The sequence below is a fragment of the Candidatus Rokuibacteriota bacterium genome, from assembly GCA_016188005.1.
Lineage (GTDB): Bacteria > Methylomirabilota > Methylomirabilia > Rokubacteriales > CSP1-6 > UBA12499.
The window spans coordinates 20,182-45,076 of the sequence record JACPIQ010000035.1; the positions used below are offsets into that span (position 1 = coordinate 20,182).

Below are 24,895 nucleotides of genomic sequence, written 5' to 3' on the forward strand. Positions count from 1 at the left end.
TCACCCCCCGAGGTAAAGTCGCTTTACCTCGGGGTCAGCCAGCAGCGACGGCCCGGTCCCCTCGAACCGGTTCCGCCCCAGCTCGAGCACGTATCCCCGGTCAGCCACGGCCAGGGCACGCGCGGCGTTCTGCTCCACCACCATGAGGGTGTAGCCCGAGCCCTTCATCTCCAGGAGCTTGTCAAAGATGAGCCCCACGAACTTGGGCGACAGCCCCAGCGAGGGCTCGTCGAGGAGGACGAGCTTGGGGGTGGTCATGAGGGCGCGCGCGATGGCCACCATCTGCTGCTCCCCGCCCGACATGGTCCCCGCCTTCTGGCGGCGCCGCTCCGCCAGGATGGGGAAGAGCGCGTACACCCGGTCGAGGGCCTCGCGGATCCGCGCCTCGCTGCGCTCGATGTAGGCCCCCATCTCGAGGTTCTCGAGCACCGTCATCTGCGGGAGCACGATGCGCCCCTGGGGCACGTAGGCGAGCCCACGGGGGAGAACCTGGTCGGGACGGAGCCCCGTGATGTCGTGGCCGTCGAAGATCACTCGACCGCTGGTCGGGCGCAGGAAGCCCACGATCACCTTGAAGGCCGTGGACTTGCCCGCGCCGTTGGGACCGATGACGGTGACCATCTCCCCGGGCGAGACGACGAAGCTCACCTCGTGGATGATCGCCATCTTGCCGTAGCCGGCCGTGATGGCCTCGGCGCGGAGGAGCGTCGAGATCACGGCAGCCGCTCGCAGATGTAGAGCACGTGCGGGTAGGGCAGGATGTCCACCATCAGGTGCCGGTGAACGCGGAAGCCCAGGTGCTCGAGCAGATCCTGGAGCTCCTCGGCCGCCCAGTAGCGCACCGGGCTCCTCGGGTCCATGACCCGATCCAGCGCGTGGGTGAACCAGCGCTTGTAAGCGGGTCGGCGGTCCACGTCCTTGATCAGGAGCCGCCCGCCGGGCGGCAGCGCCTTCGCCAGCTGCTCGAGGAGCGGGCGCACGGCCTCTTCCGGGACATGGTGCACGATGTCCAGCATGTAGGCCGCGTCGAAGATCTCCCCGCCCCGGAACTCGGTGGCGTCTCCGACCTCGTAGCGCACGTTGGCGAGGCCCAGGCGCCGGGCCGCCGCGCGGGCCATGGCGATCCGCCGCGCGTTGCGGTCGAGCCCCGCGATGCGCAGGTCCGGTCGGATCGAGGCGTAGTAGAGCGAGAAGAGGCCGAAGCCACACCCCACGTCCAGCACGCGGCCCCGCTCGGGCAGGTACTGCCCGATCTCGTCGAGGAAGCGCTGGCGCAGGATCCAGAAGCGCCCCCAGCAGTAGCCGCGGACGATCCAGTCGTCGTAGGCCCGGATGACGCTAAGAACCGGCTCGCTTCGCATAGATCCGGTAGCCGTCCCCCTCGACCGCCAGCGTGTAGGCGCGCTCCAGGAGTGCGCGGATCTCGGGCAGCGCCGCCAGGCGCTCGTAGCCCGTCGTGATCCAGGCATACGGGAAGACGACGATGGCGGCCGGCGGGGCCGTCTCGAGCCCGGTGACGAACTCCGCGCGCAGCGCCAGGATGCGCGGGTCGGTCACGTCGTGGGAGAAGTGGAAGTCGTAGATGAAGCGGGTCGGCTGACGCACCCCGAGCCGCAGGAGGGCATGAACACCGCCCTCGGTCAGATCCATCACCTGGACGGTGACGGCGCGCCCCGCCGAGGCGCCGCCGCGCGGATCACGCAGGATCGGCCCGAGGTCGCGCACCACGGCCGACACTCGCCGCTCCTTCTCGCCGATCCACCGCGCGTCCATGGCGTCGAGCCCCTTGGCGTCCAGCACCACCACGAGGGCGGCGAGGAGCCCGAGAGCGGCGGCCCGGCCGAGCGCGGGCAAGGCCAGGGGCCAGCGCCACGCCGCGAGGGCCTCGGGCGCCAGCGCCATCGCCGCGAGGACGCAGAGAAAGAACACGAGCGGGTACTGATGGTACTCCCACCCCTTCCCCTGGACGGCCAGGTGGGCGACGCCGTAGAGCACTCCCATCGCCGCCAGGGTGCTCCTGATCTCGAAGCCGGGCCGGAGCCGGGCGGCGAGCCCCACGGCGCCCAGCGCCGCGAGGAGCCCCAGGACGGCCCAGCCGTACCGGTACCAGGACATAGCCTGCCAGACCGAGACCCGGCCCACCTGACTGTAGAGCGGCAGGACATAGCCGGTGAGGACCGAGAGGAAAGGCCCGAGGCCGCCGCGCCAGCCGAGCCATCCCAGCAGGGCCGCCGGCACGACGAGACCCGAGGCGAGGACGGCGCCCGCGCCCGCCAGGGGCGACCGCCCGGCCCGGCGCGCTCCCAGCGCCCCGGCCAGCGCGCAGCCGAGCCAGAAGAGCCCCGCGAGAGGCTTGATCATCATGCCCGCGCCGAGGGCCAGCCCGCTCCACCAGAGCGGCTGGAGCGCGCCACGGCCCTCCCAGGCCCGGGCCACGCCCCAGGCCCCCGACAGCAGCAAGAGGCAGAGCAGGAAGTCCCGCTGCCCCGCCCGCCAGGCCCCGCCCGCCAGGTGGTGGAGGGCGAAGAGGAGAGCGCCCGCCGCGGCCGCCGGCCGGCCCGCCACCGGGGCGGCGTAGCCGACCACCACCGCGCAGGTGCCGGCGAGCCAGGCCAGGTCGAAGAGCCGCCACACCACGTCGCTCATCCCCACCGTGGCGACGAGCGCCCAGTGCAGGAGATAGACGCCGGGCATGTTCACATCGAAGATGTCGCGGTACGGCACCGCCCCCTGGGTCAGGAGCCAGCCGATGTAGTGGAACAGCGGGGCATCGTGGATCAGCGGCCAGCCCAGCGACCGCCAGCCCAGGTAGGCCACGCTCAGCCCGCTAGCGGCCAAAATAGGCTTCAATCACCCGCTCGTCGGACTGGATCACGCCCGGGGGGCCCTCGGCCAGCTTCTCGCCGTGATCGAGGACGAACACCGTCTCGCACAGTCCCATGACGACCTTCATGTCGTGCTCGACCAGGAAGATGGTCTTCCCGCGGTCCCGGAGCGCCCGGACGGCGTCCAGCAGCTCGTTGAGCAGGGTGCGGTTGACCCCCGCCGCGGGCTCGTCCAGCAGGATCAGCTCCGGGTCCGTCATGAGCACGCGGACGAACTCCACGAGCTTCTGCTGGCCGTAGGAGAGGTTGCCCGCGTACTCGCCGGCGAGGGCCTCGATCTTCACCAGCCGCAAGAGCTCCTCCGCGCGCCGACGCGCCCGCCGGTAGTCCCCGGTGGTGACCACCATGAGGTTCTCGAGCGCGGTCAGCTCGGGGAAGACCCGGATCACCTGGAAGGTGCGGCCGAGACCGTGGTGGAAGACCTGGTGGGGTTTGAGGCCGTCGATCCGCCTCCCCTTGAACCGGATCTCCCCGCTGTCCCGCGGCTCGACGCCGGTGATGCAGTTGAACAGCGTCGTCTTGCCGGAGCCGTTGGGGCCGATGAGCCCGTAGATCCTGCCCGCGTCGAGGGAGAGCGAGACGCGGTTCACGGCGGTCACGCCGCCGAAGCGCTTGGTGACGTTCTTGATCTCGAGGATGGGCGGCATCAGTGCGCCTCCAACGAGTCTCGCCTATTCCACGCGCGCGCCCGCACCGTGCCGGGCCAAGGAACGAGCCAGACGAGGCCCCGCAGTGCGAGCCGCAGCCGCAGGCCAGGCGAGCGGAGACGGGCACGCGGGCGAGCGGAGCGAGCCAGCGCGGGCGCGAGGCGTACGTGGGTGTACGTTGAGCGCCCGCGCCGACCGAGAACGACGTATGGCGAAGTTCATTGGGCCGGCACTAGATCGTGCGAGGCAGGTTGTACTTCTGCTGCAACACGCCCAGGATCCCGCGCGGCATCACGAGCACGACGGCGACGATGATGGCGCCGAAGAGGAGCTGGTGGAGGTAGATGAAGCGCGCCCAGACCACCTCCTGGAAGGCGAAGAGCAGGACGGCGCCGAGCACCGGCCCCCAGATCGTCCCCTTGCCCCCGAAGAGCGCCATCACGATCATGGTGATGGTCATGAGGAGGGGGAAGACGCTGATGGGCTCGATGTAGCCCTGGTCCCGGGCCGACAGCCCGCCGACGACGCCCGGCCCCACCGCCGAGAGCAGGAAGGCGTAGAGCTTGTAGCGGAAGGTGTCGATCCCCATGGCCTCGGCCGCCACCTCGTCCTCGCGGATCGTCATGAGGCGCAGGCCGAAGCGCGAGGTGAGGATCACGTAGGCCAGCAGCGTCACCCCCGCGGCGGTGAGCCCCATGGCGTAGTAGATCGGCACGCTGGCGTGCAGCGTCGGCAGTGAGAGCCCGAGCCCCCCGCCCGTGAGCCCCTCGAAGTACGAGGCGGCCACGCGCAGGACCTCGTTGAGGCCGAGCATGGCGATGGCGAAGTACGGGCCCTTGAGCCGGAGGCACGGCCAGCCGATCACCAGCGCCAGCACGGCGGCCACGAGCCCGCCCATGAGCGCGGCCGCGAGCCACGGCCAGTGGAGCTTCGTGATGACGATGCCCGTGGCGTAGGCTCCCGTGCCGTAGAAGGCCACATGCCCGAAGGAGACGTAGCCGGTGAGCCCCGAGATGAGGTTCCAGGACTGCGCCAGGGCGATCCACATGAAGAGCTGGAGCATGAGGCGGACGCCGTAGCCGCTCCCCTCGAGCGGGTAGAGCAGGAGCCCGAGGAGCAACGCCGCGGCGAGCCCGGTGAGGCCCGCACGCCTCACGACGCCCGCCCCCCGAGGAGCCCCGTGGGGCGCACGAGGAGCACGACGACGAGCAGCACGTAGGCCACCGCCTCGTTGACCTGGGTCGTGAGGAACAGGGAGGAGAGCTGCTCGATCAGCCCCAGCAGGAGCCCGCCCAGGAGGGCGCCCGGGTAGTTCCCGGCCCCACCCAGCACGATCACGAGGAAGGACTTGAAGGTGTAGACCTGTCCCATCTCCGGCTGGATCGCCACCATCACTGCCACGAGCGAGCCGCCCGCCGCGGCCAGGGCCGAGGCCAGGCCGAAGGCGATGGCGTGGACGCGCCCGACGTTGATGCCGCAGACCTGGGCCACCTCCCGGCTCTGGGAGACGGCGCGGATCGCCTTGCCGAGCCGCGTCTTCTGCAGGAACAGGAAGGCTGCGGCGGTGATCGCCACCGCGATGGCGCAGGCGATGACGCGCGACTTGGAGAAGGCGATGGGGCCGAGCACGAAGGCGCCCGTCAGGTACTCCACGGCCCGGAGGTCGGAGGTGAAGGCGAGCTGCGCCAGGTTCACGATCGCGATGGACACCCCGAAGGTCACGAGCAGCGAGGACAGCTCGGGGGCGTCCACCACGCGGTACACGAGGAAGCGCTGGAGGAGCACCCCGAGAAGGTAGAGGAGCGGCATGGAGACGAGCAGCGACAGATAGGGGTTGAGCCCCACCGTGCTGAAGAGCCAGAAGGTCACGTAGGCCCCGAGCATGAGGAGGGGGCCGTGGGCGACGTTGAGCACGCGCATGACGCCGAAGATGAGCCCGAGCCCGAGAGCCACCATGGCGTAGAGGGACCCCGCCAGGAGGCCGGAGACGATCACCTGGCCCAGCATGGCGGGCGTGATGACGAGGCTCATGGGCGCTCCGGAACGCGCGAGCGCCCGCCGGGGAGCCGGCGGGCGCCCGCTGCCTTGGACCTCAGCGGCTCACCCGGCTACCGCTGGTTCCACGGCGGGGTGGGGAATCGCGCCTTGCCCCTGGCCACCTCGTCGGGCCAGACGGTGACCTTCTTGCCGTCCTGCCACTGGAGGATGACCATCTTGTGGGCGATCTGGAAGCCGTCCGGATCCACCTTGAAGTCGCCGAAGGCCGTCTTCGTCTCCAGCTTGAGCAGTTGCTCCCGCACCTTGTCGGCCTCCAGCGTCCCCGCCCGCTTCACCCCCTCGGCATAGATCAGGCAGCCCGCGTAGCCCGACGCCGAGTGGTACACCGGCTCCCGGTTGAACTTGCGCTTGTACCCCTCCAGGAACTCCCGCTGGCCCGGGTACGGCAGGGCCCCCTCCCACTGGGTGGCGCCGTAGACGTACTCGGCGTTCTGCTTGAGCAGGTCGTAGAACTCGGGCAGATCCCCACCGACGGTGACGCCGAACATCTTCGGGTTGACGTTCAGCTCCTTCATCTGCCGGGTGATGGCGACTGCGTCGTCGAAGTAGGTGGCGGCCGCGATCACATCTGGGTTCACCGCCTTGATCTTGGTGAGGAGCGCCGCGAAGTCGGTATGCCCCTTCGGGTAGGCCTCCTGGAGCACCACCCGCATGCCCAGCTTCTTGGCCAGCTCGGCCGTCCCGATGGCCGCGGACTTCGTGAAGAGGGTGTCCTCGTTGACGATGGCCAGGGTCTTGAGTCCGCGCTTGGCCGCCATGTCCACGAGCCCCTCCAGGTACACCTCGGCGGGGGAGATCACCATGAAGATGTACTTCCGTCCCTTCTTGAAGATGGAGGTGGTGGCGGCCAGCGGCGAGACCATGACCTTCTTGTACTTCTCCGTGACGTTGGCCACGGCCTCCGTGATGGGCGAGGAGTAGGGCCCCATCACCGCATCCACCTTGTCCTCGGTGATGAGCTTCTCGTAGAGGCGCACCCCGGTCGCCGGCGTGGACTGGTCGTCGTAGACCACGAACTCGATCTTCCGCCCCAGGAGCCCGCCCTTCTTGTTGAGGTCCTCGGCGCAGAGCTCGTACCCTTCCTTCTGGTAGCTGCCGATCTTGCCGTAGGTCCCCGTCAGCGACAGGGACGCGCCGACCCTGATGGGCGCCTGGGCCTGGGCCGGAAGGGCGCCGCACAGGACCGCCGCGACGGCGAGGGCGGCCGGGAGTTTCCAGGACGTGATCGCCATGATCGTCCTCCTTGAGGGCGGACCGCTGCGGGCGGCGGCCCGCGGGAAGTGGGCCTTGTTTCTACCAAACCGGGCCGGGGCTGTCAAGGTTTCGCGGGCGCGTGCGCTCACAGGACACCGGCGCGGCGGGCGCGCTCGGCGATCTTCCGGGCCCGGGTGAGATGGGGCATGTCCATCATCTGCCCCTTCCAGGCGAAGGCCCCCGCGCCCCGGCGGGCCTCGGCCTCGAAGGCCGCGATGAGGGCCACCGCCTCCTCGGCCTCCTCCCGGGAGGGCGTGAAGACCTCGTTGATCACCGCCAGCTGCCCGGGATGGATGGAGATCTTCCCGGAGAAGCCCATCCACACCGCCTCCTCGCACTCGCGGCGCAACCCCTCGAGGTCGTGGATGTCGGTGTACACCGTGTCGATGGCCTCCACCCCTGCCGCCGAGGCGGCCACGGCGCACATGACACGGGCATGCCGCGGGATGTCCAGGAACCGGCCCTCGGCGTCCCGGGTGCGGGGCAGCCCCATGGCGGCCGACAGGTCCTCGATGCCCCAGGAGATGGCGCAGACGCGTGGGCTGGCGGCGGCGGTCTCCTTGATGTTCAGCAGCCCCTCGGGCGTCTCCGTGGCGATGAGGAGGAGCCGGGTGGACCCGAACGGGATCCCGTGACGCTCCTCGAGGCGGTCGAGGATCGCCGCGACCTGGCGGACATCGGCGGCGGTGCGAGGCTTCGGCATCATGTAGCCGTGGGGCCGCCCGACGATGGTCTCCTCGAGGTCTCCCTCCGCGTACTCGGAGAAGACCGGGTTCATCCGGACCCAGCGCTCGCGGCCGCCGAAGTCGAGGCTCTCGAGCCAGCCCCGCACGATGGGGCGCGTGGCGGTCTTCCGCTCAGGGGGCACGGAGTCCTCCAGATCGAGGATGAGCCCGTCGGCCGGCAGCGTGAGGGCCTTCTGCATCATCTTCTCGTTGCCGCCGGGAACGAAGTGGACCGAGCGACGCATGCCCTAGCCCGCCCGGCGCCGCATCATGGCCGCGCGCCGGCACCGCATGACGAGGTCCCCGTGCTGGTTCTTCGCCCGGTGCTCGAAGATCACGATGCCCCACTGGGGTCGTGACTTCGACTCCCGCTTCTCGACGACCTCGGTCTCCGCGTAGATCGTGTCGCCGTGGAAGACCGGCTTCGGGAACTCCACCTTCTCGAAGCCGAGGTTGCCCACCGTGGTCCCGAGCGTCGTCTCCCCGACGCTCAGGCCCACCGCGATGCCGAGCGTGAGCAGGCTATTGACCAGCGGCTTGCCGAACTCCGCCCGCTGGGCCGCGTGGAAGTCCACGTGGAGCGGCTGCGGGTTCATGGTCATGCAGGAGAACCAGACATTGTCGGCCTCGGTGATGGTGCGCCCGGGCTGGTGCTGGAACACCAGGCCCGGCACGAGCTCCTCGAACAGCTTCCCGGCCATTGGGGGCTCCTCTCTCTCGGGGGCCGTGGCGGCCCGCTCGCGCGCGTGACGCCCCATGCTACCATGCGCCCCGCCGGGGCCGGCGGGCGGGACGGTGGGCCTGGGGCTATTGACAGAGCCGCCTGAAGCGTCCTAACTAGCGGACAGGCGCGGCCCGATCCTCCGTCAACACCACCAGCAAGGAGAGCACGGCCATGACGACTCGCAGGAGATTCCTCAGGACGGTGGCCGGGGCCGGAGCGGCAGCCGGCGCGCTGGGATTCCCGCGCGTGCTGCGGGCGCAGGCGCGGGAGATCCTCGTCGGCGAGACCCACCCGCTCACGGGTGGGCTCGCGCGAGAAGGCAATCTCGGGAAGCAGGGCATCGAGCTGGCCGTCAACGAGATCAACGCGGCGGGCGGCATCAAGGCCCTGGGCGGCGCCCGGCTCAAGCTCATGGTCCTCGACAACGAGTCGAAGCCCCCGGTGGCCATCTCCACGATGGAGCGCTTCAAGGACGCCGGGGCGGTGGCCGTCCTGGGGCCCTACGCCTCGGGGCTGGCCTTCGTGACGACGCAGGAAGCGGAGAAGTACCGCATCCCCCACGTGCTCGACGTCGCTGTCGCCGACGGCATCACCGAGCGCGGCTTCAAGTACACCTTCCGCCTCGGCCCGAGCGCCGGCATGGGCGCCCGGACCACCGTGGAATACCTGGGTGGGCTCACCCGCGAGATGCGTCTCGGGCTCAAGCGCGTGGTGCTGATCCACGAGGATGGCCTCTTCGGCAAGTCCACCGCGGACACGCTGGAGAAGCTCCTGCCGGGCATCGGCATGCAGGTGATCGAGCGCATCCCCCACAGTGCCGCGGCCCCCTCGCTCAACAACGAGGTGCTGAAGATCAAGGCGGCCAAGGCGGACATCGTGATCCCGTCCACCTACTACCCGGCGCACTCGCTCATCATCCGCACCATGGCCGAGCAGCGGGTGGACGTGGGCGCCATCCTCTCGGTGTACGGCGGGGCAGGCAGCCAGTACCGCTTCATCAAGGACGTGGGCAAGCTCGCCGACTACATGCTCGACGGCAACCACTGGTACAACCCGAAGCATCCGCGCATCACGGGCATCATCGCGGCCTTCGAGCGGGCCTACAGCCAGCCGTTCGCCTACGAGTGGATGCTCGCCTACCAGTCGGCCTGGGTGCTCAAGGACGCCCTCGAGCGGGCCGGCGCCACAGACCGCGACAAGGTCCGCGAGGCCCTGGCCCGGACGCGCCTCACGAACCAGATCGTTCCCTATCCGATCTCCTTCGACGAGAAGGGCCAGAACCCCGGGGCCCGCCCGCTCCTGATGCAGGTGCAGCAGGGGCGCATCGCCGTCGTGTACCCCGGCGAGTTCGCGGAGACCAAGCCGGTGATCCCCGTCCCCGCCTGGGACAAGCGGATGTGACTGAGGGCCGCCGGCCCCCGCCGCCCCGCGCTCCCGCATGAGCGCTGAGGTCATCCTGTCGAGCCTCGCCAATGGCGTCATGCTCGGCGGCCTCTACGCGCTCGTGGCGCTCGGGCTGACCCTCATCTTCGGCGTCATGAAGGTGATCAACTTCGCCCACGGCTCGCTCATGATGCTCTCGATGTACGCGAGCTTCTGGCTGGCCACGCGCGCGGGTCTGGACCCCTATCTCTCGCTCCTGGTGACCCTCCCCGCCGCCTTCGGCGTCGGCTACGCCATCCAGCGGGCCGTCATCGCGCCGGTGCTGCGGGCCCCCGAGCACAACCAGCTCCTGATGACGCTGGGGCTGGCGCTCTTCCTCGACAACCTCGCGCTGGTGGTATTCAGGGCCGACCCGCGCACGCTGCTCGTCGCCTATTCCCAGACGACGGTGCCGCTGGGGTCAATCCGCCTCAACCTCCCCCGCCTGCTGGCCTTCGCCGGCGCGCTCGTGATCTCGGGGCTCCTCTGGCTCTTCCTCAAGCGGACGGCTCTCGGCCGGGCGCTCCGGGCATCCGCCGAGGAGCGCGATGGGGCGGCGCTCTGCGGCATCCCCGTGGGGCGCGTCCACGCCACGGCCTTCGGCATCGGGACGGCCTGCGTGGCCGCGGCGGGCGCCATGGCCCTGCCCTTCTTCTACGTGTCGCCGGAGGTGGGGAACACCTTCGTCATCACCGCCTTCGTCGTGGTGGTGCTGGGGGGACTGGGCTCCTTCCCCGGTGCCCTGGTGGGCGGGCTCCTGGTGGGCGTGGTGGAGTCCCTCGGCGGGCTCTACGTCCACGGCTCGCTGGCCCAGATCGGGATCTTCGGCCTCTTCGTCGCCGTGCTGCTGATCCGGCCGGCGGGGCTCCTGGGGGCGCGCCATGCGTAGGACGGCCGCGGGGCTCGGGCTCCTGGTGGCCGCCGCGGCCGCCCCGCTCCTCGTCCGCTCCGAGTACGTCATCGGGACGCTCACCCTCATGTGCTTCTTCGCCTTCGTCGGTCAGGGCTGGAACATCCTCGGCGGCTACGCCGGCCAGTTCTCCTTCGGGCATGCCCTCTTCTTCGGGATCGGGGCCTACACCTCGAGCCTCTGCTTCCTCAAGGCGGGACTCACCCCGTGGGTCGGCATGTGGCTGGGCGCCGCCGCCGCCGTCCTGGTGGGCCTCGTCACGGGACACCTGTCGTTCCGCTACGGGCTCCGCGGCGCCTACTTCGCCCTCGTCATGCTGGCCGTCGCCGAGATCTTCCGCGTGGCCGCCACCAACTGGGATTATGTCGGTGGCTCCTTCGGCATCCTCGTGCCGCTCCAGGGACATGCGCCCCGGCTCTTCCAGTTCGGGGACAAGCGGCATTTCTACTACGTGATCCTCGCGATGCTGCTCGCGGTCACCTGGGGGGTGGCGCGACTCGAGCGCTCGCGCCTGGGCTACCAGATGATCGCCATCCGCGAGAACGAGGCCGCTGCCGATGCCCTCGGCATCGACCCCTACCGGGTGAAGCTCGCCGCCATGGCGCTGTCAGCCGCGATCACCGCGCTCGGCGGGGCATTCTACGCGCAGTACTTCTCCTATGTGGACCCCACCATCGGCTTCGGCCCGGGCAACTCCATCGAGATCCTCCTCCGGCCCATCATCGGCGGCGCCGGGACCCTCTGGGGCCCGCTCCTCGGCGCCGTGCTGCTGGGGCTCCTGGGTGAGTCCACGCGCGGCCTCGTCAGGAGCTACGCGGGCCTCCACCTCATGCTCTACGGCGTGATCCTCATGGGCGCGGTGGTGTTCCTCCCGCGCGGGGTGATGGGGGCGCTCCGGAGCCTGGGCGGGGGTGCCGGGGAGCGCGCCCGGGCATGATGCTCATCGACGTCCGCGCGCTGTCCCGACGCTTCGGCGGACTCCAGGCGCTCTCGGAGGTGAGCCTGTCGCTGGCGCGGGGGGAGATCCTCGGGCTCATCGGCCCCAACGGAGCCGGGAAGACGACCCTCTTCTCCGCGGTCACCGGCTTCCTGCGCCCGGACACCGGGAGCGTGTGGCTGGACGGGCAGGAGATCACGGGACTGCCGCCTCACGCGATCTGCCGGCGCGGGCTGGCTCGGACCTTCCAGCTCGTCCAGCCCTTCCCCGAGTTGACCGTGGCGGACAACGTCATGGTCGGCGCCTTCAACCGGACCCGTTCGGCTGCGGCGGCGCGGCGGCGGGCCCTCGAGGTGCTGGAGCTGACCGGCCTCGGCCCTCTGGCCCGGAGGCCCGCCCACGCGCTGTCGATCGGGCTCCGCAAGCGCCTCGAGCTGGCGCGGGCGCTGGCCACGGGGCCGCGCGCGCTGCTCCTGGACGAGGTGATGTCGGGGCTCACGCCCACCGAGGTCCGGGAGACCGCGGAGGTGATCCGCGGCATCCGGGACGGGGGCGTGGCCATCATCGTCATCGAGCACGTCATGGCGGCGGTGATGGAGCTGTCCGACCGGATCGCCGTCCTCCATCACGGCGAGCTGATCGCCACCGGGTCCCCCGCCGAGATCGCGCAGGACCGCCGCGTGATCGACGCCTATCTCGGCGAGCCCCTGACAGACTGGAACGCGTGACATGGCCGACCGCCCTCCCCTCGATCTCCTCATCAAGCGGGTGCGGGTCGTGCGCCCCCACCGACCCACGGTGGATCTCATGGACCTCGGGGTCCGCGACGGCCGCTTCGTCCGCATCGCGCCGGAGCTCCCGGCGTCCGAGGCGCAGCGGGTCTACGACGCCGACCACCTCCTCGGCTTCCCGGGCGTGGTGGATGCTCACACCCACGTGGGGATCTACGCGCCGCTCGGGGAGGACGCGGTGACCGAGAGCCGGGCGGCCGCTACTGGCGGCGTCACGACCATGCTCACCTATTTCCGCAGCGGCCAGTACTATCTCAACCGCGGTGGCCCGTACGCGGAGCTCTTCCCCGAGGTGCTCCGCCTGTCGCGGGACCGCTACTGGGCGGACTACGGCTACCACCTGGCGCCCATCGACGGCCGGCAGATCGGGGAGATGGAGGACCTCGCCACCGGGCACGGCGTGCCATCCTTCAAGATCTTCATGTTCTACGGCGGCCACGGGCTGCACGGCGCGGCAGACCGGGACGCCCAGCGGCGGTTCCTCATGATCGGCGAAGAGGACAGCTACGATCTCGCGCACTTCGAGTTCGTCATGCGCGCGGCGGCACGCGTGCAGCAGGCGCACCCGCACCTGGCCGAGCACGTGAGCGTGAGTCTGCACTGCGAGGTCGCCGACATCCTCAACGCCTATACGCGCCTGGCGCAGCGGGACGCCTCGCTCTCCGGGCTCAGGGCCTACAGTGCCGCCAGGCCGCCGCATGCCGAGGGGCTCGCGGTGTGGATCGCCGCCTACCTGGCGCACGAGACCGGGTGCCGGAACATCAATCTCCTGCACCTCTCCTCGCGCAAGGCGCTGGAAGCCGCGCTCCTGGTCCCGCAGGCCTTCCCGCAGGTCGAGGTCCGGCGCGAGGTCACGGTGGGGCACCTCCTGCTCGATACGGAGGCCCCCACGGGCGTGCGGGCCAAGGTCAACCCGCCGATCCGGGCCCGCGAGGACGTCGAGTTCCTGTGGGAGATGCTCCTCGCAGGCAAGGTGGACTGGATCGTGAGCGACCACGCCTGCTGCGCGACCGAGGCCAAGGTTGCCGCCGAGCGCCCCGACGACATCTGGCTGGCGAAGTCGGGCTTCGGCGGCACCGAGTACCTGCTCTCCGGCGTCTTCAGCGAGGGGAGCCGGCGCGGCATGGCCTACCACCACATGGCGGAGGTGCTCTCGTGGAACCCGGCCCGCCGCTTCGGGCTCGGCGGCAAGGGCGACATCGCCCCCGGCTACGATGCCGACCTGGCGCTCCTCGATCCGGCGCGGACCTTCACGGTGCGGGCCGCCGAGTCCGAGTCGGCGCAGGGCTACACGCCCTTCGAGGGTCAGGAGCTCAGGGGCCGGGTCCGCGCCACCTTCCTGCGCGGGCATCTGGTGTACGACAGGGGGACGATCGTGAGCCCGCCGGTGGGCCAGTACATCCCGCGCCCCTCGCCGGCGCCGGGCGGTGGCGCGCCGTGACCATCACGCGCGGCTCGACGGCGCTGCTCCTGCTGGATCTCCAGCGGGACTTCCTGGATCCGGGCGGCGTCTACGCGCGCCACGGCCTGCCCGTGGAGCGGCTGCGCGGGATCATCCCCGTCGTGGAGCGGGTGGCGCACGCGAGCCGCGCCGCGCATGTGCCGGTCTTCGCCTCCAGGTTCACCATCTACACCTCGCCCGGAGGCGCGCCGCTGGGGCTCGACCACATCGTCAAGGCGCGCCCGTTCCTCCTGCACGAGGGCTTTCGCCTGCGCGATCCGGGGCGCGAGCTCATCCCGGAGCTGCCGCCGCCGGACTACGAGCTGGACAAGCCCCGCTTCTCCGCCTTCCACGGCACGCCCCTGGAGGTGCTGCTGCGATCGCTGGGCATCGACACGGTCGTGCTGACGGGAATCGTGACCCACGGCGGCGTGGAGGCCACGGCGCGCGACGCCATGATCCGCGACTTCTCCGTGGTGATCCTCGAGGACTGCGTGGCGGCCTTCGACGAGGAGCTGCACCTGGCCTCGCTGCGCGGCCTGGGGATGTACCTCACCGTGATGGACTCTGCCGCGTACCTCCGCGCCCTCACGCCGCTCTCCCCTCACGACTCCTGATGCTCGAGCTCGAGGAGGTCAGCGTCTTCTACGGGGACCTCCAGGCGGTCCACGGCGTCTCCCTGGCCGTGAGGCCCGGCGAGATCGTCACCCTCGTCGGAGGCAACGGCGCCGGCAAGACCACCACGCTCCGCACGATCTCCGGGCTCCTGCACCCCCGCGGCGGCCGGATCCGCTTCGACGGCCGGCCGATCGACCGCCTGCCCCCGGACCGCATCGTCGAGCACGGCGTCGTCCAGGTCCCCGAGGGGCGCAAGCTCTTCCCGTCCCTCACCGTGCGGGAGAATCTCGAGCTCGGCGCCTACACCCGGCGGGCCCGGCCCGCGCGCGCCACGACGCTCGATGAGGTGCTGGGGCGCTTTCCCGTTCTCCGGGAGCGCGCCTCGCAGCTGGCCGGGACGCTGTCCGGCGGCGAGCAGCAGATGTGCGCCATCGGCCGCGCCCTCATGGCCCGCCCCGCGCTCCTCATGCTCGACGAGCCGTCGCTGGGGCTGGCGCCGAAGATCGTCCAGGAGGTGTTCCGCGTGATCCAGCAGATCCACGCCCTCGGCGTGACGGTGCTCCTGGTGGAGCAGAACGTCCGCCAGGCGCTGGCGGCGAGCCAGCGCGGCTACGTCCTCGAGAACGGGCGGATCGTGCTCGAGGGCTCCGGGCGCGATCTCCTCGCCAGCGAGGCCACCCAGAAGGCCTATCTCGGGCGCTGAGGTCCTTGTCGGGGGAGATGGCGCTGGTCTCGATCCTGTGGAGCTCGTTCGCGATGGTGGCGCTCGGGGAGATGGGCGACAAGACCCAGCTCGTCGCGCTGTCCCTCGCCGCTCGTTACCGACGCCCGTGGACCGTCATGCTCGGCATCCTGCTCGCCACGCTGGCCAACCACGCCCTGGCCTCCTCGGTCGGGGTGTGGGTGGCCGCGATGATTCCCGCAACGACGCTGGGATGGATCGTGGGCCTCGGCTTCATCGCCTTCGGGATCTGGGCCCTCTTCCCCGACTCGGCCCAGGAGCCCGGGGAGCGGGAGGGCTGGGGGCCGCTGATCACGACGACCGTGGTGTTCTTCATCGTCGAGATGGGCGACAAGACTCAGCTCGCCACGGTGGCGCTGGGTGCGCGCTTCCACTCGGTGCTGGCCGTCACGGCAGGGACCACCGCCGGCATGCTCGGAGCCGATGGCCTCGCGGTCTGGGCCGGCAGCCGGCTTGGCTCGCTCCTGCCCATGCGGCGCCTGCGATGGGCCGCCGCTGCCCTGTTCATCGCCTTCGGCCTCGCCGCCCTGGCGGGTGTCCTCGTCTGAGCGCTTATCCCCTGGCTACCCACATGTCGTGGATAACTTTCGAGACTGCCACCTCATGTGGTGCCCATCCAGCAGGGCAGCGAGAAAGTCACATGTTGACAAGGGTTTAAGTATGGTCTAGAGTATCAACGGCCGAAAAACCCCAATCCGACACGCTGGCCCCACAGAGCTGGAGGGGTGGATGATCACGGTTCCCGCGCACCGGGTGAAGCAGTTCGGGGTGGAGTTCTTCCAGGCGTCCTTCTCCGCCAAGGACATCGACCGCCTCGTGAAGTTCGAGGTCCTCGGCTACGCCGGCGCCGAGGCGCCGAAGCCCTCGAAGCGCGTGAACCGGGCCCGCGTGAACTGGGAGATGCTCGAGAAGCGGATCGGGGAGAGCGAGAGCGCCTACCAGCGCCCGGTGATCCGCCGCAAGATCGACGAGCTGGTCGCCTACTACCGCGACTGCAAGGAAGCGGGCACGCTGCCGGCCATTCCCGGCGCCGTCATCATCACCTCCGAGAAGCGCTTCACGTTCACCCCCATGGCCAGCCAGCACGATCTGGGGCTGCTCCAGATCCCCGAGGAGCATGGCGTGCTCCGCGTGCTCGACGGCCAGCACCGGCTCCTGGCGCTGCACGCCCTCACCCAGGCGGGGGAGAACCTGGGTATCGAGGTCCCCGCGGTGCTCTTCGACCGGCTGGACGCGCGCCAGATCGTCGAGCTGTTCGTGACGATCAACGCCAAGCACACGCGCCTCAACCCGTCCCACATCGTGAGCCTGGCGGGGCGCAAGCTCTACCCCGACCCGAACCAGGCGCTGGCCCACGACGTGATCCGTTCCCTGAACGAGGATGACACCTCCCCGCTGGCCGGCGAGATCAAGATGCTCGGCACGGGGCGTGGCCGGGTCTCGCAGGCGCCGCTGGCCGAGGAGATCGTGGAGTTCCTCGAGACGGTGGAGAAGATCGGCGGCGCGGGCCGCATGAACGAGCTGCGCCAGGGCGCCAAGCGCTTCTTCCTCAACTACGTGAAGGCCGTGGCGGGCATCTTCCCCGCCGCCTGGGCGGGGCGGAAGTACTCCATCAAGACGGGCGCCGCGCTGCGGGCCTTCATCCGCGTGGCCCCCGACGTGATGGCGCGGGCCCGCGAGCTCAAGAAGGACGCCTTCGACTTCAACGCCATCCGGGAGGCGGTGAGGCCGTGGGGCGACCGTCTCAAGGACCGGCGCTTCGAGACCGAGGGGGAATGGAAGAGCAAGCTGGCCGGCGGCACGCGCGGCACCGTCGAAGCGCTCACCCGCGAGCTGCGCGAGGCGCTCCGGTCCTAGCCCGCCCCTAGCCTGCTCCCCCGGGCTCGGGCCAGGGGAAGTTCGCCTCGAGGATCTCGAACTCCTTCCTGCCGCCCGGCAGCTGGGCCACGACGCGGGCCCCGACGCTCTTACCGATGAGCGTGCGGGCCAGCGGGGCCAGGACCGAGATGCGGCCGCGGATCGGGTCGGCCTCGTCGGAGCCGACGATCTGGTAGCAGACCTCCTTACCGTCCCCATCCTCGAGCCGCACCGTCGAGCCGAAGGTGACGCGGTCGCCGGACGTGGGCGGCTCGATCACCTCGGCGGCGCCGAGCTTGCCCTCCAGATCGTTGATCCGCGCCTCGACGAAGCTCTGCCGCTCCCGCGCGGCGTGGTACTCGGCGTTCTCCGACAGGTCGCCGTGGGCGCGGGCCTCGGCGATGGCCCGCGTGATGGCGGGGCGCTCGAGCCGCTTGAGCCGCTCGAGCTCGTCCTTCATCCGCTCGTGGCCCGCCCGGGTCATGGGAGTGCGCTGGACAGCCATGGCCCGATATCTTACGACAGCCTCGCGGGCGGGTCGAGCGCTCGCACGCGTGCATCTCGCTGCGGTACACTGACGGCCTATGACTCGACTCGGCGCGCCGCTCCTGTGCTGCGGGCTTCTCCTCGCCGCGCTCACCGGAGCAGGCCGATCGGGCGCCCAGCCCCCGGTGCGGCCCCAGGGAGCGCCCGGGGCCGCCAAGCCGCTCCCCGTCACCGTGGCGCGCGCGGAGGCGCGCCCCGTCCAGCGCTCGGTGGAGACCGTCGGCAGCCTGTTGCCGTGGCAGGACGTGGTGGTCAAGACGGAGCAGCCGGGGACCGTCGCCCGCCTCTTCGCCGACCTCGGGGATGCGGTGGGGCGCGGCAAGGTGCTCGCCGAATACGACGCGCGCGAGTTCCAGTTCGCCGTCGAGCAGGCCGAGGCCGATCTGCTCTCCGCGCGCCAGTCGTTCGCCCGCGCGCGCACGACGGTCGGGGCCAGTGAGGCGGCGCTCCGGCGGGTCAAGGACAATCTCTCCGCCCTCGAGGCCGAGGTGGCGCGCAACCAGTCGCAGCTGGAGTGGGCCAAGTCGGAGCTCGCGCGAAGCCAGGAGCTCTTCGCCAAGCAGCTCATCGCGGCGCGCGACGTGGACAACGCCCGCAACCAGCACAACGTGGCCGCCGCCCAGCTGGCGCTGGCCGTCAACGCGCGCAGCCAGCATCCGGACCAGGTGAGGATCGCCGAAGCCCAGCTCGAGGCCGACCACGCCGGCCTCCGGGTGGCCGAGGCCGAGGTGGCGCGCCGCGAGGCGAGCCTCGGCATCGCGAAGAAGCGTCTCGGCGACACGACGATCCGCGCGCCCATCGCCGGCGTCATCGCCAAGCGCCACCTCAATGCCGGCGAGTACGTGAAGGAGAACACGGCGGTCTTCACCGTGGTGGCGCTCGACCCGCTCAAGTACACGGGCACGGTGTCGGAGCGCTTCGCCCCCGACCTGCGCGTGGGCCAGCGGATCGCGCTCTCGGTGGAGGCCTACCCCGGGAAGACCTTTCCCGGCCAGGTGACGCGGCTGTCGCCCGCCGTGGAAGTGCAGACGCGCAGCCTCGCCCTCGAGGGGCGCGTCGCGAACGCCGACGGCCGGCTCCGTCCGGGCTTCTTCGCGAAGGGCGTCGTCCTCACCCGGACGGACGCCGCGGTGGCCTTCGTCCCCGCCGAGGCGGTGGTCTACTTCGTCGGCATCAGCAAGGTCTTCGTGGTCGTCGGCAGCAAGGTGGAGGAGCGCCTGGTCAAGACCGGGGCCCGCCAGGGTGCGCTCGTCGAGATCGTGGAGGGCGTGCGGGTGGGGGACACCGTCGCGACGACCAATCTCGCCCAGCTCTTCAACGGCGCCCCGGTGACGCTCGTGGACGACAGGATCCGCCGGTAGTGGGCTTCCTCGAGGTCTTCGTCCGCCGGCCCGTCCTGACGACCATGGTCATCGCCACCATGGTCGTCCTCGGGCTCGCCTCCTTCGCCCAGCTCGGCGTGGACATCTTTCCCAAGATTGATCTGCCCACCATCACGATCACGACGCGGCTGCCAGGCGCCTCCCCCGAGGAGATCGAGAGCCAGATCACCAAGCCGATCGAGGAGGTCATCAACACGATCAGCGGGCTCGACGAGCTCCGCTCCTCCACCATCGAGGGACAGTCCCAGGTCTTCGCGACCTTCGTGCTCGAGCGGAGCGTCCAGGAGGCTGCCAACGACGTCCGCGAGAAGGTGGGCACGATCCTGGGGCGCCTGCCGGCCGGGACCGAGTCGCCCATCGTCGAGAAGGTGGACCCGGACTCCGCGCCGGTGCTGGCGCTCGTGGTCTCCGGGCAGCGCTCGGCGCGCGAGATCACCGAGATCGCCGACAAGCGCGTCAAGCGCGCGCTCGAGACGGTGAAGGACGTGGGCGCCATCACGCTCGTTGGCGACCGCAAGCGGGAGATCCAGATCCGCGTGGATCCGGACAAGCTCACAGCCTTCACCCTGTCGATCCAGCAGATCAGGGAGGGCCTCCTCCGCCAGAACGTGGAGATCCCGGGCGGCCGGCTGACGGCCGGGACGAGCGAGGAAGGGCTGCGCACGCTCGGGCGCATCGAGTCCGTGGAGGCCTTCAACGACCTCATCGTCGCCGACTTCAAGGGCAGCCCGGTCCGGGTCCGGGACGTGGCCAGCGTGGTGGACGGCGAGGAGGAGCCGCGGACCCTGTCGCGGCTGAACGGGGAAAACGCCGTCTCCCTGCTCATCCGGAAGCAGTCGGGGACCAACACGGTGGCGGTGGTCGAGGCCGTCAAGCGGCGGCTCCAGGAGGTCCAGAAGGGGCTCCCCCAGGACATCAAGTTCGAGGTGGTCCGGGATCTGTCGAAGTTCATCAAGCGCTCCTTCGAGGAGGTCCAGGACCACCTCCTGCTGGGCGGGCTCCTCGCGAGCCTCATCGTGGCCGCCTTCATCGGCAGGCTCACGTGGTGGGAGCGCACGGTGCTCGCCGCCATCGTCGCCGCCGTGGCCACGGCATTCCTCCAGGGCACCCCCGGGCTGCTCATCACGGTGACGGGCCTGGCCATCGTGGCCACCATGATCTTCTTCCTGTCGGTGCGGAAGCTCCGCCCGGCCTTCGTGGCCGCGGTGGCCATCCCCACCTCGATCATCGCCACCTTCACCGCCATGCGCGTGGCCGGCTTCACGCTCAACAACCTCACGATGCTCGGCCTGTCGCTCTCCACCGGCATCGTGATCGACGACGCGATCATCGTGCTCGAGAACATCTTCCGGCACACGGAGGAGGAGCGGCGGCCGCCCTTCGAGGCGGCCATCACGGGGACCCGGGAGATCTCCCTCGCCGTCACGACCACCACGATCTCCCTCGTGGTGATCTTCCTGCCCGTGGCCTTCATGGGCGGGCTCGTCGGGAAGTTCTGGAATTCCTTCGGGCTCACCACCACCTTCGCCATCCTGACGTCGCTGGTGGTCGCCTTCACGCTCACGCCCATGCTCGCCGCCCGCGTGCTGGCGGCGGGCGCGAGCCACGACGGCCACGGGCCCGCGCACGCGCAGCCGCCCGGGGCCGGCCCGGCCTCGAAGGCGGCCGGCTTCTACCGCGCCATGGAGACGGCCTACGAGACCGCGCTGGGCTGGTGTCTCGGCCACCGCGCCCTCTGCCTGCTCGCCGGCGGGACGATCCTCGTGGGCGGTTACTTCCTCCTCATTCACTCGAAACTCGATTTCGTCGTGGACGACGACATGAGCGAGTTCGAGGTGGTGGCCGAGGCCCCGTCGGGTTCGTCCATCGCCCGGAGCGCCGAGGTCAGCCGGGCCATGGAGGCGGAGATCCGGAAGGTGCCCGAGGTCGTCACGCTGTTCACCACCATCGGCGTGCGGGGGCAGCACCAGTCCAACGTCACCGACATCTCGATCTACGTGGGGCTCCAGCACCTGTCGGAGCGCCGCCGCTCGCAGATCGACCTCATGCAGGACGTGCGGCGACGCCTGGCCGCCTTCCCCGGTCTGCGGATCAGCGTCCAGAACATCAGCCTGATCGGCGGCGGCGGCTTCCGCCAGACCCCCTTCAACCTGATCCTCCGCGGGCCCGACCTGGCCGGGCTCGAGCGGCAGGCGGCGGGGGTGATCGCCGCCCTCAAGACCAGGCCCGGCTTCGTGGACCTCGACACCGCGCAGGCCCTCCGCCAGCCCGAGGTGCAGGTGACGATCGACCGGCAGAAGGCCTCCGACCTCGGCGTGCGGGTGGACACCGTGGCGGCGACGCTGCGCACGCTGGTCGGCGGTGAGAAGGTGGGCTTCTACCGGGAGGCCGGCGAGCAGTACGACATCCGCCTGCGCCTGGCCGAGGACTACCGCAAGGACGCCGCCGGACTGCCGACCCTCATGGTCCCCGGCAGCGCGGGGTCACTCGTGAAGCTGTCGAACGTCACCACCCTGGGCGCGGGGATGAGCCCGGGGCAGATCGAGCGCTACGCCCAGGAGCGCTCGATCACCATCATCTCCAACCTGTACGACAAGCCTCTGGCCGACGCCTACAAGGACGCCTACGCCGCCGTGGCCGCCCAGCGGATGCCCTCCGAGTACGGCATCCAGACCTCCGGGCGCGGCAAGCTCCTGCAGGAATCCATCCAGAATTTCTTCATCGCCTTCGTGCTGTCGCTGGCGTTCATCTACATCGTGCTGGCTGCCCAGTTCGAGTCCTTCGTGCACCCGCTGACGATCATGGTGTCCATGTTCCTCGCGATCCCCTTCGGGGTCCTGACCCTCATGATCGTCGGCAAGACGCTCAACATCTACTCGATCATGGGGCTGTTTCTCCTGATGGGCGTGGTGAAGAAGAACGCGATCCTGCAGGTGGACTACACCAACGTGCTGCGCGAGCGCGGGCTCCCGCGCGCCGAGGCGCAGCTGCAGGCCGACCGCGCGCGGCTCCGCCCCATCCTCATGACGACGCTCGCGATCATGGCCGGCATGCTGCCCGTGGCGCTCGGCCGGGGCGACGGCGCGGCTTCCCGCGCCTCGCTGGCCACGGTCGTGGTGGGCGGCCAGGCGCTCTGCCTGATCGTGACGCTCCTGATGACCCCGGTGATCTACTCGACCTTCGACGACCTGCGCGGAAAGCGGGCCTTCTCGTGGGTGCGCTTCCCGCGGTGGAAGGCGTTGCTGGCCGGGCGTCTGGCGTGGGGATCGAGCCGAACTTCGCCGGGCACGGTCAGGCGGTGATCTCGTCGCTCCGCCTGACCTCGGCCAGGAAGCCGCTGAGGCTGCCGAGATGGGTCCGGTGGACCACGTCGTGCGGGATCATGACCCCGTCGGGCCCCCGGACCGCCATGGCCGCCGTGGCGTCCGACAGGATCGTGGCCTTGAAGCCCCGATGCGCCGCCTGGCGCGTGGTGGTGTCGCAGCACATCTGGGTCATGAAGCCCGACACGATGACGTGCTCGACGCCGCGCTGCCGGAGCTCCTGCTCCAGCGGCGTGCCCGTGAAGGCGCCGGGCAAGTGCTTCTGGATCACGGGCTCCCCCGGCCCGGGCGTCACGGACGGGTGGATCGCCAGTCCGGGGCTGCCGGGCGCGAAGATGGCGGCGCCGGGCTTGCGGCTCTCGTGGACGATGTGGAAGACAGGGACGCCGCGGCCCCGGGCCCAGCGGAGCAGCTGCGCGATGCGCTGGACCGCCGCGGGCCCGTCGGGCAGCGGGAGCTTGCCGAGCGGGAAGAAGTATTCCTGCTGCGCGTCGATCACGAGGAGAGCACTCCGCTCCATCGAGATCCCTCCTAGCGCCGCGGGCTCGCCACCTGGCCGCTGACCTGGATGTTCGCCGCGGCCTGGAGCCCCTTGACCCAGCTCTCCCACGCCTGCGTCCGCTTCTGCTCGAGCACCTGTCGGCCGAGCTCGGGGCGCTCGGCCTCGAAGCCCTGGGGGTCCGGCGCCGCCCGCTCGAGGGTCTTCACGACATACACGGCCGTCGGCGTCCGCACAGGCTCGGCCAGCTGCCCCGCGGGGGTCTGGAGCGTCGCCAGCAACACCGGCGGGGGCAGCCCCGCGCCGCCCTTGGGCGGCTCGGTGCGAGAGAAGAGCGGCGTCTCGCCGGTGGAGAAGCCGTCACGCCTGGCCAGGGGCGCCAGGTCGCCGGCCTTGGCCGCCGTCGCCAGCGCCCGGGCGCGCTCCAGGGCGAGGGCCTCGGCCCGCTCGCGCTTGATGGCCTCCACGATCTGCAGCCGGATGTCGCCGAGGGGGGGCACCCCCGCGGCGAGCGACTCCACCACCTTCACGATGGCAAAGCCGCCGGCAGTCTTCATGGGGGTGGACACGCCGCCGGGGGCCAGGGAGAAGATCGCCTCCTCCAGCGTCTCGTCTCGCCCGATGCCCTCGAGCCCGTCCCCCCGCGCGATGGTCGCCTCGCGGGCCTCGAAGCCCAGCCGGCGCGCCTCGGCGGTGAAGTCCTTCGTGCTGGCAAGCGGAGTCCGGCTGTCCTCGGCCCGGGCTTGGGCGCCCTTCTCGCTCCGCTCGGCGAGGAGCTTCTCCTTGATCCGCGCCGCGGCCTCCGCGAAGGGCTGGCGGCCGCCCTCCTGGATGTCCATCACCTTGATGGCGTGGTAGCCGAACGGGGTGCGCACGGGCTCGGGAGAGACCTCGCCCTTCTTCAGCGCGAAGACCGCCTGCTCGAACTGGGGCACCACCTCGCCCGGCCCGACCAGGCCGAGGTCGCCGCCCCGGGCGGCCGTCGCCGGGTCCTCGGAGGTCTCACGGGCGAGCTTGGCGAAGTCCTCGCCGGCACGAGCCCGCCGGATCACCTCGGCGACCTTCGCCCGCGACTTGCCCTCAGCCTCGCTGCCGCCCGTGGGCGGCACGCGGACCAGGACATGGGAGGCCTGCGCGCGGCGGGGTGTGTCGAACTCCGCCCCGTGCTCCTTGTAGTACGCCTCGGCGTCGGCGTCGGTGACGGGCTGGGCGAAGGCCTTGGTGCTCAGCACCGCGTACTGGATCCGCCGACGCTCCGGCCGGGTGAACTGCGCCTGGTGGCTCTTGAGGTACGGCTCGACGTCGGCGTCCGGCACCGTCACCTGGGCCATGAGGGGCGGAACCTCGAGGGCGGCCCACGCGGCGCGCACCTTCTCGCGCCGGAAGCCGTAGGCCTGCCGCAGCTCGTCGTCCGAGACGCGGATGCCGTCCTTGACGAGGACCTCCATCTTGCGCCGCTGGACCGCCCGTTTCTGGCCGGCGTAGAACTCGTTGGGGTCGATCCGGTTCCGCTTGAGGACCTCCTGGTAGCGCTGCTGGGAGAAGCGGCCGTCCTCCTGGAACTCGGGGACCTTCCACAGGTGGGCGCTGACTTCCTCGTGGGTGACGCCCAGGCCCTCGCGCTCGGCCTGCTGCACGATGAGCGCGTCCTGCACCAGGGCGTCGATCACCTGCTGCGAGATGCCCAGCCGCTCCGCCAGCTCCGGCGTGAGCCGCTCCTTGTACATCTGGCGGTAGAACTCCAGGTAGCCCTGGTAGGCCCGCCGGTAGCGCTCGGCCGGGATCTCCTCGCCGTTGACGGTGGCGACGGCGGTGCCGCCGGGCCCGCTCGGGCCGGAGAAGGAGCTGGCCCCGAAGTACACGACGGAGGTGGCGACGAAGGCCACGATGACGAACAGGAGGACGAACTTCAGCCCCCTGAAGTAATCCCGCATGGTGCTGATCACTGACGCGACCTCCCGGAGAAGCTCGGAGTGATTGGGTCCCGTCCTCCTAGCCTACCACAGCGGTTCGCGGCCACTCGCCTTCAGGTCCGGAGACAGCGCGCCGGGCGGGACGGGGGGGCCTCCCCGCGGAACACGCTGAGTCGCGACCCGCGCCCCGTCTCGGAAGGGGCCACGAGAGCGAGGTCTGC

23 protein-coding genes are annotated in these 24,895 nt (G+C 70.5%); 11 read left to right on the top strand and 12 right to left on the bottom strand.

The genetic code is table 11. The features are described 5' to 3' along the window. From HYV93_07710 to HYV93_07750, 9 genes are all read right to left on the bottom strand, one after another. Entirely contained in the window at positions 1-666 is a 666-nt protein-coding gene (locus HYV93_07710; protein MBI2525855.1) for an ABC transporter ATP-binding protein, read from the bottom strand. A gap of 47 nt (positions 667-713) precedes the next feature. After that, positions 714-1,361: a class I SAM-dependent methyltransferase gene (locus HYV93_07715; protein ID MBI2525856.1), complete on the bottom strand. Its 648-nt coding sequence runs from the start codon at positions 1,359-1,361 to the stop codon at positions 714-716. Then, the gene (locus HYV93_07720; protein ID MBI2525857.1) at positions 1,339-2,838 is read right to left on the bottom strand and encodes a glycosyltransferase family 39 protein; all 1,500 of its coding nucleotides are present in this window, start codon (positions 2,836-2,838) and stop codon (positions 1,339-1,341) included. The genes HYV93_07715 and HYV93_07720 overlap by 23 nt, the downstream gene beginning before the upstream one ends. Beyond that, positions 2,828-3,532, bottom strand: coding sequence for an ABC transporter ATP-binding protein (locus tag HYV93_07725; protein ID MBI2525858.1), 705 nt, complete (start codon positions 3,530-3,532; stop codon positions 2,828-2,830). The genes HYV93_07720 and HYV93_07725 overlap by 11 nt, the downstream gene beginning before the upstream one ends. 232 nt (positions 3,533-3,764) lie before the next feature. Continuing rightward, a complete protein-coding gene (locus HYV93_07730) occupies positions 3,765-4,688 on the bottom strand; it encodes a branched-chain amino acid ABC transporter permease (protein ID MBI2525859.1) in 924 nt (307 codons plus the stop codon). Continuing rightward, positions 4,685-5,563, bottom strand: coding sequence for a branched-chain amino acid ABC transporter permease (locus HYV93_07735; protein ID MBI2525860.1), 879 nt, complete (start codon positions 5,561-5,563; stop codon positions 4,685-4,687). Before HYV93_07735 ends, HYV93_07730 begins: the two co-directional genes overlap by 4 nt. A 77-nt stretch (positions 5,564-5,640) precedes the next feature. Beyond that, a complete protein-coding gene (locus HYV93_07740) occupies positions 5,641-6,822 on the bottom strand; it encodes an amino acid ABC transporter substrate-binding protein (GenBank protein ID MBI2525861.1) in 1,182 nt (393 codons plus the stop codon). A gap of 107 nt (positions 6,823-6,929) precedes the next feature. Then, entirely contained in the window at positions 6,930-7,814 is an 885-nt protein-coding gene (locus HYV93_07745) for a CoA ester lyase (GenBank protein MBI2525862.1), read from the bottom strand. A gap of 3 nt (positions 7,815-7,817) precedes the next feature. Further along, positions 7,818-8,270 (bottom strand): MaoC family dehydratase, encoded by a 453-nt coding sequence (locus HYV93_07750; protein MBI2525863.1) that lies wholly within the window; start codon positions 8,268-8,270, stop codon positions 7,818-7,820. 194 nt (positions 8,271-8,464) lie between these two features. Between HYV93_07750 and HYV93_07755 the strand changes: the two genes are divergently transcribed. The 9 genes from HYV93_07755 (at position 8,465) to HYV93_07795 (ending at position 17,011) form a co-directional block, all read left to right on the top strand. Then, entirely contained in the window at positions 8,465-9,694 is a 1,230-nt protein-coding gene (locus HYV93_07755; protein ID MBI2525864.1) for an ABC transporter substrate-binding protein, read from the top strand. A gap of 37 nt (positions 9,695-9,731) precedes the next feature. Further along, the gene (locus HYV93_07760; protein MBI2525865.1) at positions 9,732-10,604 is read left to right on the top strand and encodes a branched-chain amino acid ABC transporter permease; all 873 of its coding nucleotides are present in this window, start codon (positions 9,732-9,734) and stop codon (positions 10,602-10,604) included. Then, positions 10,597-11,562 (top strand): branched-chain amino acid ABC transporter permease, encoded by a 966-nt coding sequence (locus tag HYV93_07765; protein ID MBI2525866.1) that lies wholly within the window; start codon positions 10,597-10,599, stop codon positions 11,560-11,562. Before HYV93_07760 ends, HYV93_07765 begins: the two co-directional genes overlap by 8 nt. Further along, the gene (locus HYV93_07770; protein MBI2525867.1) at positions 11,559-12,290 is read left to right on the top strand and encodes an ABC transporter ATP-binding protein; all 732 of its coding nucleotides are present in this window, start codon (positions 11,559-11,561) and stop codon (positions 12,288-12,290) included. The genes HYV93_07765 and HYV93_07770 overlap by 4 nt, the downstream gene beginning before the upstream one ends. A gap of 1 nt (position 12,291) precedes the next feature. Continuing rightward, positions 12,292-13,794 carry a dihydroorotase family protein gene (locus HYV93_07775; GenBank protein ID MBI2525868.1) on the top strand — a complete coding sequence of 501 codons (1,503 nt, stop codon included), beginning with the start codon at positions 12,292-12,294 and terminating at the stop codon, positions 13,792-13,794. After that, entirely contained in the window at positions 13,791-14,411 is a 621-nt protein-coding gene (locus HYV93_07780) for a cysteine hydrolase (GenBank protein ID MBI2525869.1), read from the top strand. Before HYV93_07775 ends, HYV93_07780 begins: the two co-directional genes overlap by 4 nt. Then, the gene (locus tag HYV93_07785) at positions 14,411-15,115 is read left to right on the top strand and encodes an ABC transporter ATP-binding protein (GenBank protein MBI2525870.1); all 705 of its coding nucleotides are present in this window, start codon (positions 14,411-14,413) and stop codon (positions 15,113-15,115) included. The genes HYV93_07780 and HYV93_07785 overlap by 1 nt, the downstream gene beginning before the upstream one ends. 17 nt (positions 15,116-15,132) lie before the next feature. Next, positions 15,133-15,702 carry a TMEM165/GDT1 family protein gene (locus tag HYV93_07790; protein MBI2525871.1) on the top strand — a complete coding sequence of 190 codons (570 nt, stop codon included), beginning with the start codon at positions 15,133-15,135 and terminating at the stop codon, positions 15,700-15,702. 181 nt (positions 15,703-15,883) lie between these two features. After that, positions 15,884-17,011, top strand: coding sequence for a DGQHR domain-containing protein (locus HYV93_07795; GenBank protein ID MBI2525872.1), 1,128 nt, complete (start codon positions 15,884-15,886; stop codon positions 17,009-17,011). Positions 17,012-17,018: 7 nt separating this feature from the next. Here HYV93_07795 and greA read toward each other — a convergent pair whose 3' ends face one another. Next, on the bottom strand, positions 17,019-17,516 hold the full coding sequence (gene greA, locus HYV93_07800; protein MBI2525873.1) for a transcription elongation factor GreA: 498 nt from the start codon (positions 17,514-17,516) through the stop codon (positions 17,019-17,021). A 79-nt stretch (positions 17,517-17,595) separates the two neighbouring features. Here greA and HYV93_07805 point away from each other — a divergent pair, with 79 nt between their 5' ends. Both HYV93_07805 and HYV93_07810 read left to right on the top strand, forming a co-directional pair. Continuing rightward, positions 17,596-18,918 carry an efflux RND transporter periplasmic adaptor subunit gene (locus HYV93_07805; protein ID MBI2525874.1) on the top strand — a complete coding sequence of 441 codons (1,323 nt, stop codon included), beginning with the start codon at positions 17,596-17,598 and terminating at the stop codon, positions 18,916-18,918. Continuing rightward, positions 18,918-22,241, top strand: coding sequence for an efflux RND transporter permease subunit (locus tag HYV93_07810; GenBank protein MBI2525875.1), 3,324 nt, complete (start codon positions 18,918-18,920; stop codon positions 22,239-22,241). The genes HYV93_07805 and HYV93_07810 overlap by 1 nt, the downstream gene beginning before the upstream one ends. On the opposite strand, the gene HYV93_07815 is transcribed toward HYV93_07810, so the two are convergent. Both HYV93_07815 and HYV93_07820 read right to left on the bottom strand, forming a co-directional pair. Continuing rightward, positions 22,231-22,782, bottom strand: a complete 552-nt coding sequence (locus HYV93_07815; protein ID MBI2525876.1) for a cysteine hydrolase — start codon at positions 22,780-22,782, stop codon at positions 22,231-22,233. The two genes, HYV93_07810 and HYV93_07815, sit on opposite strands and share 11 nt — an antisense overlap. An 11-nt stretch (positions 22,783-22,793) precedes the next feature. Next, entirely contained in the window at positions 22,794-24,707 is a 1,914-nt protein-coding gene (locus HYV93_07820; GenBank protein ID MBI2525877.1) for a SurA N-terminal domain-containing protein, read from the bottom strand. Between the last annotated feature and the right edge of the window lie 188 nt (positions 24,708-24,895).

What these genes read in the sequence shown, in the direction of transcription:
- HYV93_07710 (MBI2525855.1), bottom strand. Translation starts at nt 666, where the DNA reads ATGGCGATCATCCACGAGGTGAGCTTCGTCGTCTCGCCCGGGGAGATG.
- HYV93_07715 (MBI2525856.1), bottom strand. Translation starts at nt 1,361, where the DNA reads ATGCGAAGCGAGCCGGTTCTTAGCGTCATCCGGGCCTACGACGACTGG.
- HYV93_07725 (MBI2525858.1), bottom strand. Translation starts at nt 3,532, where the DNA reads ATGCCGCCCATCCTCGAGATCAAGAACGTCACCAAGCGCTTCGGCGGC.
- HYV93_07735 (MBI2525860.1), bottom strand. Translation starts at nt 5,563, where the DNA reads ATGAGCCTCGTCATCACGCCCGCCATGCTGGGCCAGGTGATCGTCTCC.
- HYV93_07740 (MBI2525861.1), bottom strand. Translation starts at nt 6,822, where the DNA reads ATGGCGATCACGTCCTGGAAACTCCCGGCCGCCCTCGCCGTCGCGGCG.
- HYV93_07745 (MBI2525862.1), bottom strand. Translation starts at nt 7,814, where the DNA reads ATGCGTCGCTCGGTCCACTTCGTTCCCGGCGGCAACGAGAAGATGATG.
- HYV93_07750 (MBI2525863.1), bottom strand. Translation starts at nt 8,270, where the DNA reads ATGGCCGGGAAGCTGTTCGAGGAGCTCGTGCCGGGCCTGGTGTTCCAG.
- HYV93_07755 (MBI2525864.1), top strand. Translation starts at nt 8,465, where the DNA reads ATGACGACTCGCAGGAGATTCCTCAGGACGGTGGCCGGGGCCGGAGCG.
- HYV93_07760 (MBI2525865.1), top strand. Translation starts at nt 9,732, where the DNA reads ATGAGCGCTGAGGTCATCCTGTCGAGCCTCGCCAATGGCGTCATGCTC.
- HYV93_07765 (MBI2525866.1), top strand. Translation starts at nt 10,597, where the DNA reads ATGCGTAGGACGGCCGCGGGGCTCGGGCTCCTGGTGGCCGCCGCGGCC.
- HYV93_07770 (MBI2525867.1), top strand. Translation starts at nt 11,559, where the DNA reads ATGATGCTCATCGACGTCCGCGCGCTGTCCCGACGCTTCGGCGGACTC.
- HYV93_07775 (MBI2525868.1), top strand. Translation starts at nt 12,292, where the DNA reads ATGGCCGACCGCCCTCCCCTCGATCTCCTCATCAAGCGGGTGCGGGTC.
- HYV93_07785 (MBI2525870.1), top strand. Translation starts at nt 14,411, where the DNA reads ATGCTCGAGCTCGAGGAGGTCAGCGTCTTCTACGGGGACCTCCAGGCG.
- HYV93_07790 (MBI2525871.1), top strand. Translation starts at nt 15,133, where the DNA reads ATGGCGCTGGTCTCGATCCTGTGGAGCTCGTTCGCGATGGTGGCGCTC.
- HYV93_07795 (MBI2525872.1), top strand. Translation starts at nt 15,884, where the DNA reads ATGATCACGGTTCCCGCGCACCGGGTGAAGCAGTTCGGGGTGGAGTTC.
- greA (MBI2525873.1), bottom strand. Translation starts at nt 17,516, where the DNA reads ATGGCTGTCCAGCGCACTCCCATGACCCGGGCGGGCCACGAGCGGATG.
- HYV93_07805 (MBI2525874.1), top strand. Translation starts at nt 17,596, where the DNA reads ATGACTCGACTCGGCGCGCCGCTCCTGTGCTGCGGGCTTCTCCTCGCC.
- HYV93_07815 (MBI2525876.1), bottom strand. Translation starts at nt 22,782, where the DNA reads ATGGAGCGGAGTGCTCTCCTCGTGATCGACGCGCAGCAGGAATACTTC.